We start from the raw sequence: 10429 nt of genomic DNA on the forward strand, positions 1-10429 counted from the left end.
AATGGACAAGCCGATATCGCAGGCGCTGCACCCGGCGCATCTATAACCGTCACCAGCTCAAACTTCAAAAATGGCCAAGCCATACCAGCCAGATTCACCTGTGACGGCGCCAATGTATCGCCCGATATCCAATGGTCCGCACTGCCGACAGGAACAAAAAGTATCGCCATTGTCATGGACGACTCCGACACGCCAATGTCTTTTACGCACTGGCTCGCTTATGACATTCCCGCAGGCACCCACGACATTCCGGAAGGCGCGTCTACACCGTCCATGCGGCTTGGTCATGCCGCGGAAGGTGCCAACAATTTCGGCAATATCGGGTACGGCGGCCCCTGCCCGCCCCATGGAACGCATCATTACCATTTCCGGGTGTATGCGCTGGATGTAGACCTCGCCTTGCCATCCGGACAGAGCAAGGAGCAACTCGCCAACGCCGTCAAAGGACACGTATTGGCCAAGGGTGCGATCTCCGGCGTATTCAGTCACTGAGCAATTTCTGTCAGGCATCGCCGCAAGTACGCATCTACGCTTGCGATGGCCAAGGAGACACCTCATTGACGATGCGATCTACCGATGCTTATCGACATCGATTTCAGAAAACACTGGAATACATCGACACACATCTTTCGGAAGATGTGAGCCTGGATCGCCTCAGTCAGATCGCTGCCTTCTCGAAGCATCATTTTCTAAGGCAGTTTTCAGAACTCTTCGGTATGGGCGTCTACAAATACGTTCAACTTAATCGTTTGAAGCGCGCCTCATATCGTCTTGCGTTCCGCCACGATCAATCGGTGATTTACATTGCGCTGGAAAGCGGTTACGACAATCCCGAATCGTTTGCGCGGGCCTTCAAGAAAAGCACCGGGCAAACACCGACGGAGTTTCGACGTCAGCCGCAGTGGACTTCTTGGCAAGAAACCTGCGATGTATTGGCTGATCTAAGGAAAACTCATATGAAAATGATCCATCGACTTCAGGATGTGAAAATTGTCGACTTCAAGGCCACCGACGTCGGCGCACTTGAACATCGAGGCGATCCGGCACTGATCGGCGACTCCATCGCGCAATTCATTGCGTGGCGAAAGCACAACCATCTTCATCCTACGCAGAGCGCGACATTCAACATCCTTTACGATGATCCCGACGAAGCCGATCCTGCTGGGTTTCGGCTGGATCTGTGCGCGGCTGTCGATCGGGAAACGGATGACGAACGTTATGGCGTCATCCGCAAGACCATCCCTGCAGGCCGATGCGCGGTGTTGCGTCACATCGGATCAGACGACAACCTCGGCCAATCCCTTTCTTTCCTCTACAAGGAATGGTTGCCGCAGAGCGGCGAAGAACCACGCGACTTTCCACTTTTCCTTCAACGCATTCATTTCTATCCGGATGTGCCCGAGAACGAAATGATTCTGGATGTGTATCTTCCGCTCAAGTAATTCACACGGACAACGCTAGGCGAGCCATGACGATGGCTCGCGCAGCCACGGCAACGTATCCTCGACCGCTCGGTCTGCCCATTTGCGTGACGAGTAAGCCTCAAGTAAGTCAACTAAATAGCCGCAGGCGTGCTAAGCGCTCAATGCGCCCGCAATCAGACGCTCCACCGGCGCAATATTCGCCAGCAATTCGTTCGGCAATGCGTGGCGCTGAATGATGTATTCGGCAGAGTTGATGAACACATCCACATGCCCGGGCACGGACTCCGAAATCAGAATCTTCAGCGGCAGATCGATACCCGCTTCCGGATTTGCCAGCATGAGCGGAGTACCGCCCTTCGGGTTGCCAAAAAGAATCAATACGGTCGAAGGCATGGGCAGACCCACTGCCTTCGCTTCGGCTCGCTGGTCGATGGTGGCGAAGACCTTGATGCTGTGATCTTTCAAAGCCGCCAGCAGTCGCTGCACCGTGTCATCGAACGTATATGGGCTTTTGAAACTCAAAACCCCCGTGGATTGTTTCGCACCTGAATCGGAAATGGTCATGGCGATCAATGCTCGGATTTATCGATGTGATCGGCATGCATGCGCCGGATTCGAACGATGGTACCACCGTCATAGGTCACCACGAAGGTTGAGCCTTCGTGCGTTTGGCTTTCAATCTGAACGGGCTCTTCTGTCCTGGCGGCTTGCAACTCGTCTTTGTTCATCGCTGCAAGTTGCCCGCTGGGAATAAGCACCATCGGCGGGCTGAAAGGCTCGAAACTGCTGTAGTGCTCGCCACAATTATCGCAGCCTGCTGAAAAAGCCTCGGGAAGGTGTTTCACCCAGATCCAGTATTTGTTTTCGTGCTGAATCTGGATGCGATTGTCGCTGTTTCTCACCGCGGTCTTCGCACCATCGGCATTCCACACGCGCACGATGCTGGCCGTGGCGCAATCGGCCGTCGCGCATTCCTGCACGACAAGATAGTCGGTATCCGCCAGATGGACCGGCTCGACACTGAGAACGTCGTCCTTGACCAATGCCTGCGAGGGAAAAACAACGGACGGAATCCGCGGATCAGTTTTGAAATCGCCAGAGATGAGATAACCGCCATGATGGGATGTATAAGCGGGCGCCGTAACAGTGACCGGAGTCAGCGTCTTCTGCGCCATCGCAGAAAAGCTGACAAAACAGAAACCCAGCATCGCCCAAGCGCGCAAAGCCGACACTCCTTTCATGACCGCCTCCAGGTCGAACATCATCACAAACGAGCTGCGCTGAAAAACGCCTCCTCGCGGCCGGAGTTTACACAAGGACGCTCGGCATCGCGTGCATCACGTTGTCTCACATCGGCGGTCGGCGTATAACTCGGCCGAGCACCTTGCCGACGGTAGGTGTGGGATCGCATCCAGGGGGCGGATAGCACCGTCGTGCTCCGCTAGTGCGGCTATACCTCCACTGAAGTTCCGATGTTGGGGAGCCACTCCATGACCATCGAACGGCGTCTTTCCTATCTGCGTATCGCCCTCACGATTTTCGGCATCATCCTGTGTTTTGGCGTGTATCCGCTGATGTTGCTGTGGCCCTCGGGCTGGACCTGGCACGTCGGCCATTCCGACTATCCGATGATGATCGTTGGCATCTACGCCACACTCGGCGTCTTTCTGATGTTGGCTGCGCGCGATCCGATGGAGAATCTGAGCCTGATCTGGTTCACGATCTGGTCGAGCCTGGTGCACGCGCTGATCATGATCTATCAGGCACTGGCCGATGTCGGACAGCACGGACATCTGATGGGTGATGTCCCTGCATTGCTCCTCATTGCCGTCGTGCTCGCTGTACTCACGCCACGCAACAGACGTGTAGTCGGCGTTTCCTCGATCGCATGAAGAAAGTGACACTAGATGAGCCAAACGGTGTTAAAAATAGCGCCGGTCAACAACGATAGCGTGAGGGAACAACATGTCGATGCGCAAACGGCGGAGCCTTGCGGCCGCCCTGTTCTGCTGTGCCCTGTTTACTGTGAGCGCCGTTGCCGAAGCCGTCGACAAACCAGCCGATCACCCGTGGTTACTCAAAGCCGATCGCGTCTTCGATGCGCGCAGCGAGCAAACGCATACCGGCTGGGTCGTACTCGTTGAAGGTGACAAGATCGCGGCCGTTGGACCTGCTGCGCAAGTCAATGCACCCCCAGGCACACAGACTATCGAACTTTCGGGGACGACACTGCTACCGGGCCTGATCGATGCGCACTCGCATATTTTTCTCCACCCGTACAACGAAACGTTGTGGAACGACCAGGTACTGAAGGAATCGCAGGCTTATCGCACCATCGAAGCGGTGCAGCACGTGCACGACACATTGATGGCTGGCTTTACCGCCCTGCGTGATCTGGGTACCGAAGGCGCGGGTTACGCCGATGTCGACGTGCAGCGCGCCATCAACGATGGCCTGATTCCCGGCCCACATATGTTTGTCGCCACGCGCGCCACCATCGCTGCGCACTGCTACGGACCGGGCCCGATGGGTTTCCGTACCGACATCGATCTGCCTCAAGGTGGCATCCCGGTCAGCGGCACCGCGGAGATGATCGACGCCGTGCGCGACCAGGCCGGTCACGGCGCAGACTGGATCAAGCTCTATGCCGACTACCACTGCGGCAAGAGCAGCGGCGCTGTGCCCACCTTCACGCAAGAAGAACTCAACGCAGGTGTGGAAGCCGCCCATTCTCTGGGCCTACCTGTCGCCGTGCATTCCACCACGCCCGAAGGCATGCGCCGCGCCATCCTCGCCGGCGTGGACACCATCGAACATGCCTATGGCGGCACACGCGACGTGTTCGCGTTGATGAAACAGCACAACGTCGCTTACATGCCCACACTCGAAGCGGAAGCTGCCTATTCCGAATACTTCAAAGGCTGGAAACCAGGCCAACCGCCCACCGCAGACATGCAGCAGGCTGCAAACGCATTCAAGCTCGCCATGCAGGCCGGCGTCACGATTGGCTGCGGCAGCGACGTGGGCGTGTTTACGCACGGCACAAATTACAAGGAACTGGAATGGATGGTGCGCGACGGCATGTCACCCTCACGCGCATTATTGGCTGCTACTGCCGTGGACGCGAAAATTCTTCGGCAACAAGATGTGTTCGGCCAGCTAAAGGCTGGACTCGATGCCGACATCATCGCCGTGCATGGCGATCCCACGACGGACATCAGCGCCATTGAAAACGTGCCGTTCGTGATGAAAGGCGGGGTAATCTACAAGCAGTCGCAATGAAGAAAATTCAGCGTTATTCGTGGTGCAATCATCGTCACAAAACAACAAAGGGCGCGAATGATTCGCGCCCTTTGTGCTATACGTCGCTTGACAACAAGCTGCCAGCGTCGAATAACGAGTACGGTTAGAAAAACTTCTGCTCGTATTTAAGGTAAATGACGCGGCCAATATCGTATTGCGGGTTGTACGGATAGTCGCTGTAGCCATCTGTTCCGGTGGGGCCTAGGGGACCTGCCACGCTATATACACCGGAGTATGAGAGCGGCGCCCTCCGATTGAAGATATCGGTAGAGCCCAGTGCGATCCGTCCGCCCCATGGCGCCTGCCAACTCAACTGCAAATCGTTGAAAGCCACACCACCCTGCACATTCAATCCATTAGGCGAGTTTGCCAAGTCCTTGTTGGGATTGTTGCAAGGGACGAATTGATCTATGGCCGGGTTGGGGGCGATGCACGGCTCCGACAGCGACGAGTAGTAACGGATCGTCCACGTTGCACCGAAGTGTTTGTAACTCCAATTCAAGTTGACCTTGGATCGGAAGCGCCACAGTGGCCCGAGTACCGTATCGTACGAACCCAGCGTGTTGGAGATGATGGGGCCGCCGGGTGTGGTTTGCTCCTTCACAGAATTGATATAGGTGCTCGTCGAATCAAGCTTGAACAGGCCGACAGGCGTCTCGGGGAACAGATAGCTTAAACTCAGATCTTCGCCGCGTTCTTCGACGGAACCTTGGTTCACCAGCGTCTGAACAAGATTGATCACCTGTCCATTGAATGGGCCACCTGCCTGCGAACGCTGGAATTGGTCGCACTGCTGCGTCTCGCCGAGCTGATAGCAATTGTCCAGAATGCTGCTAGCCGTCGGTAACGTAATGACGTTGTCGATCCTGATGCGGTACCAATCCACTGTCGCATTAAAGCCGGTGAGATAGTGCGGGCTATAGACAATGCCCGCGGTGTAGCTCTTGGATGTTTCTGGTTTCAGATTGGGATTGGCGCCGGTGAAAAACGGCGTGGTACTGGTCTGATCGGGCTGCGGAATGGGGGAGCCATTGGGAATGAGTTGCGTAAAGCCAGGGCCGACGCCCGGCAGTCCAGCGAACCCATTCAGACAACGCTGCTTGACGACAGGATTGCCTGTCAAGCCAAAGTTGATGTCGCAGGGATCGGTATAGTTTGTGAAACTCTGCAACGCGCCGCCATAGAGATTGGCGATAGCGGGGGCACGAAAACCCGTGCCATAGCTGGCACGAACCAACACGTCGTCGATCGGCTGCCACGACAACTTGAATTGGTTGTTGTTGGTATTGCCGAAGTTGGTGTAGTGCGAAAAGCGATGGGCGAGGTCGACATCCAGCAGTTGCGCACCCGGCATATCCTTCAGAACGGGAATATTCACCTCCGCGTACGCCTCGTTGAGGCCATAGGAGCCGCTTCCCGGGTTTTGCTGCAAATTGGTGTTGAGACCAAGCTGCGTATATTGATCTGGTGTGGCCGCGCCGGAAATATCGCGATGATCCGCGCCGACGGCAAACGTCACATCGCCGTTTCCCAAGGATTGCGGAAGCGTGAACATGTCACCCGACAAATTAACGTCCAGTGTTTTTGTTTCACTAAAGGAACGCGTCCCGGCATAAATGTTCAGATAATTGATTTCAGCTGGCGTGATACCACCTGCACCGGAAAATGGATTGAGTGGTACACAACCGGCAATCACGTTACCCGCAGTACCGCATTCCACCACGCCGTTGGGTCCCATGAAGGAAGGTCCAACGGCCTGTGCAACATGAACCATATTGAGATTGCCTGGTCCAAAACTCGATTGATCGTAGCGGTAGTCGCTGTAACCGGCGTCCCAATTAAACTCCCTCTCACCGAGCGAAAAATCGCCCTCCAGACCGAATCGCCAACCATATTGCTTGATTTTGTTGTAGGTAACGCGATTGGGATACTGCAGCGGCAACTCGAACTCAAGATTATTGCCAGGCAACGGGTTGTAATAGCTCTGCGAAGACAGCGTCGGAAAATAAACCGCCGGGAAAGTCCCGATGGGAAGCCCAAGCGCTTGCGCCAGGTGCGTACCATTCGCGGGCGTCAACGAGCTGAGTGGGTAACCGCTGGTACTCGTGCTGGAATTGTTGGTGTTGTATGTGCCGCTGACAGTCGCCGTGATGTGATCGGTGAGCTGATAGTCGCCTTTCAAGTAGTACGACCTGAGCCGGTTGTCTGGAATCAGTGATTCGAGATAAGCGGAGTTTTGGTAATCGTTGTTGAAATAAGGCGACGGATATTGAGAGCCGAATGTGTTGACGTGATAGTTGGCGATATCAAGTCCATTCTGGCCCATGTTGACGGTAATCGGGCCATTGGCTAGTTGCGGTAAGCTCACCGGCAAACCCGTCGCCGGATTGAGCGCCCCGGTGATGGTGCCGTAAGGCGATGGCACTGTCTGGCTTTGAGGATAATTCGGACCCAGACTGAAAAATCCGTATTTGCTGTAATCACGGTCGTTCGCCATCAGGCCATTGGTGTTTTGTGCCGTCACGTTGAACAAGAACGAGCCTCGCGAAAACTTCTTGCCCCCGGTGAGGCTGAATTGGCTGTTTTTGCCATCGTTCTGCGGCGAATACATGCTGTTGTAGGTGTCGACCTGCACACCATCGAAATCCTTTTTTGTGATGATGTTGACCACGCCAGCAATCGCATCGGAACCATAAATCGCCGATGCACCGTCTTGCAGTATTTCAATGTGATCGATGATCGAACTAGGGATGGTGCTTAAATCGGTTTCACCAAAAATATCCGTGGTCCAGCGCTGGCCATCGACCAGCACCAGAGTGCGCGGAGCACCGAGCCCGCGCAGGCTCACATACTGCCCCACGATGTTACCCAAAGCACTTTGGCTGCTGGTTCCCGATGAACCGACAGAGGAAACGTTCTGTAGAATCTGACCGACACTTACAAAGCCCTGTTGCTGAAGCGCTTGATGCGACAGTTCGGTCACGGGTTGCGCCGTTTCCACGTCGACGCTGCGAATAAGTGAGCCTGTGACAGTAATCGCCTGCAACGTGGCGGTTTTCTGCGTAGCCGGCGGATTGCTCCCCGGCTGCGGCTGCGCCGGGGGTGGCTGCGTAGCTGAAGGTGTCGATGCAGTGGCTGGAGGAGTCGTCTGGGGGTTCGCTGTGGGGGACTGTTGTCCGGCAGTTGCGGTTTGTGCCACCGCTACCGTCGTCAACACACAGCTTCCTAGAGCTAATGCCATGCGTATGGCATTCGCCATCGTTTGATGTCGTGAGTTCATGGTAGGTGCTCCCTTTTTGCTTTGAGTGTGACTACACGTCTGCTCTCCCTTGTTTGTCTTTGCTCGGATGTTTGCCGCGGCGGTGTCGTCGTGCCATTTTGTTGGCGACGATCAACAACACACCGAGCCATTGGAGGTGAATATCTGAAAAATTAATCTTTTCCCTTCGTATCCCCGCGCTCTTCTTCCGTTCCCGTGTAAAACGTCAGGTTGCACACGGCCGTGCCGGGCCCGAGCACATCTGGCCCAACAAATACCCTTCTTTTGAACGACGATTGAGGGGCCGACAAATCGACATCCGTGCCGTTTGTCGTACGCCAGTTACGCAGGGGCCGATTGCAACGGACGTCAATCCAGAGCGGAACCGGAAAACCCCGTGCTAATCAAGCTCGGGCACATCGGTTTCATCACACAAAATCTGTCGCGTTAATTTGATTAGACAGCTCCGTGAAAGCGTTTTGGATAGACGCCACATGCGAAGCGAAATCACGCTCTGGATCGAAAGGAGCATCTTCTCGAATAACGCCTTCCGGCAACCAGATGCCTGGCGCTGTCGGAACAACGCGCATCTTCACCGCTCCAGCGACCTGCCTTAATTGCTCGGCGCACTTGCCGCCACCGTGTCCACCGTACGTCACGATAGCCGCAGGTTTGTTGCGCCACTCGTGATAAAGGTGGTCGATCGCATTTTTTACGACGGCCGGGTAGCCCCAGTTGAACTGAGGCGTCACAAAGACGACCGCGTCTGCACTCTTGATCTTCTCGCTCCAGGCGCGGGTGTGTGCTTGCGCATAGGGCACGTCCTTTGCGGGAATGGCCGGTTCGTCGTTCATAGGTAAAGGCCAATCCGCAAGATCGACGACTTCGTAGTCGAGATCGGTGCACCCGCGTCCTATCTGCGCGACCCACTCTGTTATTTTCGGGCAGATCCGGCCCGCACGCGTGCTTCCCATGATCAAAAGCACGTTTTTTCTGTTTTCCATGACAACACTCATTTGCATGTATGATACATGCATCTTAGACCAACCATCGAGTGGTGTAAAGCATGTACGATACACGAAACTTGGATGCCATGGCGTCCGCGCTCATCGAGCTGACCGGCTACCTGAACAGCCCACGCCAGGACGACGTACTTTTGGATAAGGCGGGCATATCCCTGGACCGCGCGCTGTTCCCTTTGTTGGTACGGCTCAGCGCTGCGCCAGGCATGGGGGTTGCGCAGCTTGCTGATCGCGTGGGCCGCGACCCGTCTACCGTCAGCCGCCAACTCGCCAAACTCGAAGAGCTGCGATTGATAAAGCGCCCACTAACGAACGAAGACATGCGCGTGCGCGAGGCGACCATCACCAAGGCTGGACTGCGCGCCGTTACCGCGATCACCGAGGCGCGGCGAAAGCTACTTCACGAGCTGGTTGAAGATTGGTCGAAAGAGGAGCGCGACACCTTTCCGAAACTCGTGCAAAAGCTCGCGGATGCAATGAAGGCGAAGCACGAGGAAATGCGCGGAAGCCAAACGAGCGGTAACAAATCAAAAAAGTGACTTAAGAATTACCCGAGGCTAGTACCCTGTCCGTCACTTTCAGCGAAGTGCTTTTGGGAATTCTGGAAAAATCTATCCACCGCGCTCCGCGAATAACCAAGAGACACCGCTTTGTCGAAGCACCCGGTAGCAGCGTCCCGGTCGCCCAAAGCACTGTAAAGCAGTCCCATATTGAAATACGGCAGCGGATTTAGCTCATCGACAGCGATGGAGGCAGCGAGATGCGCCTTGGCGTCATCCAATTCGCCGAGCTTCAGTTCCGCTGCTCCCAGATTGTTCAAAGCCATCGCTTCGGGATCGCGTGAATAAGCACCTGAGCCCAACCAAATCAACTTTTTGAGCCACGGCTGATCTTTGACCTTTGTGAGAAACAATTCCGAATGACGCTTGGACTCCGCGTATCGCTTCTCATGAAGCAACCTCAGCCCACGGAGTAAATCACGCCAAAAGAATCCAAGAACGCGCCCTGGAAAAAGCAGAATAACTGCAAGTATTAGCACCCCGACAACGGTCATCTGGAAGTAAAAGACGATCCATAGGGATAAAGCTACGCCCAATACAAGCATCCCAAAATAGGCACTCTTGTACATCGAAGTTCTTGTCATCCCGGTTGCTCCGTGCGCTTAGGCTTAAGTCTTGGCACGCTGAATGCGATACATGAATGCAATAGAGTTGTGACGTCAGATTGGATTTTTCTCGTAGCGCGTAACGCTGGACGGCAATTGCACCCAGGCGTGTTTCCGGCACTCGTAAACAGAATCTTCAGGCGCAGGGAAATTGGGGTCCGCAAATGCACCGACCGCAACCAACACGATAGTGTCATTACCTTCCTCCGTGTGGAATACATTGCTACCACAAATCGGGCAAAACCTGAATCGAAAC

General features: G+C 55.1%; 11 protein-coding genes. 5 read left to right on the forward strand and 6 right to left on the reverse strand.

The annotated features are described in order from the left end of the window. Window positions 1–492: YbhB/YbcL family Raf kinase inhibitor-like protein (locus tag VK725_RS10795; protein WP_325318057.1), on the forward strand; the 492-nt coding region annotated here is incomplete at its 5' end. Between the two features lie 71 nt (window positions 493–563). Then, entirely contained in the window at window positions 564–1442 is an 879-nt protein-coding gene (locus VK725_RS10800; protein ID WP_325318067.1) for an AraC family transcriptional regulator, read from the forward strand. A 132-nt stretch (window positions 1443–1574) separates the two neighbouring features. On the opposite strand, the gene VK725_RS10805 is transcribed toward VK725_RS10800, so the two are convergent. Together VK725_RS10805 and VK725_RS10810 are read right to left on the reverse strand one after the other, a co-directional pair. Then, window positions 1575–1988 (reverse strand): DUF302 domain-containing protein, encoded by a 414-nt coding sequence (locus VK725_RS10805; protein WP_325318058.1) that lies wholly within the window; start codon window positions 1986–1988, stop codon window positions 1575–1577. Window positions 1989–1993: 5 nt separating this feature from the next. Further along, entirely contained in the window at window positions 1994–2665 is a 672-nt protein-coding gene (locus VK725_RS10810; RefSeq protein ID WP_325318059.1) for a hypothetical protein, read from the reverse strand. A 249-nt stretch (window positions 2666–2914) separates the two neighbouring features. Between VK725_RS10810 and VK725_RS10815 the strand changes: the two genes are divergently transcribed. After that, window positions 2915–3316 (forward strand): DUF6632 domain-containing protein, encoded by a 402-nt coding sequence (locus VK725_RS10815; protein WP_325318060.1) that lies wholly within the window; start codon window positions 2915–2917, stop codon window positions 3314–3316. A 79-nt stretch (window positions 3317–3395) separates the two neighbouring features. Continuing rightward, window positions 3396–4706 (forward strand): amidohydrolase family protein, encoded by a 1311-nt coding sequence (locus VK725_RS10820; protein WP_325318061.1) that lies wholly within the window; start codon window positions 3396–3398, stop codon window positions 4704–4706. 124 nt (window positions 4707–4830) lie between these two features. Here the strand turns inward: VK725_RS10820 and VK725_RS10825 are convergent, their stop codons facing one another. Together VK725_RS10825 and VK725_RS10830 are read right to left on the reverse strand one after the other, a co-directional pair. Then, window positions 4831–8007, reverse strand: a complete 3177-nt coding sequence (locus VK725_RS10825) for a TonB-dependent receptor plug domain-containing protein (protein ID WP_325318062.1) — start codon at window positions 8005–8007, stop codon at window positions 4831–4833. A gap of 407 nt (window positions 8008–8414) precedes the next feature. Continuing rightward, window positions 8415–8990 (reverse strand): NAD(P)H-dependent oxidoreductase, encoded by a 576-nt coding sequence (locus VK725_RS10830; RefSeq protein ID WP_325318063.1) that lies wholly within the window; start codon window positions 8988–8990, stop codon window positions 8415–8417. Between the two features lie 89 nt (window positions 8991–9079). Here VK725_RS10830 and VK725_RS10835 point away from each other — a divergent pair, with 89 nt between their 5' ends. Continuing rightward, the gene (locus VK725_RS10835; RefSeq protein ID WP_325318064.1) at window positions 9080–9547 is read left to right on the forward strand and encodes a MarR family winged helix-turn-helix transcriptional regulator; all 468 of its coding nucleotides are present in this window, start codon (window positions 9080–9082) and stop codon (window positions 9545–9547) included. An 8-nt stretch (window positions 9548–9555) separates the two neighbouring features. Here VK725_RS10835 and VK725_RS10840 read toward each other — a convergent pair whose 3' ends face one another. Both VK725_RS10840 and VK725_RS10845 read right to left on the reverse strand, forming a co-directional pair. Further along, window positions 9556–10152: a tetratricopeptide repeat protein gene (locus tag VK725_RS10840; protein ID WP_325318065.1), complete on the reverse strand. Its 597-nt coding sequence runs from the start codon at window positions 10150–10152 to the stop codon at window positions 9556–9558. Window positions 10153–10227: 75 nt separating this feature from the next. Beyond that, window positions 10228–10429, reverse strand: a 202-nt coding sequence (locus tag VK725_RS10845; protein WP_325318066.1) for a GFA family protein, incomplete at its 5' end; no start/stop codon positions are given.

The sequence above is a fragment of the Dyella sp. genome, from assembly GCF_035486915.1.
Classification (GTDB): Bacteria; Pseudomonadota; Gammaproteobacteria; order Xanthomonadales; family Rhodanobacteraceae; genus Dyella_B.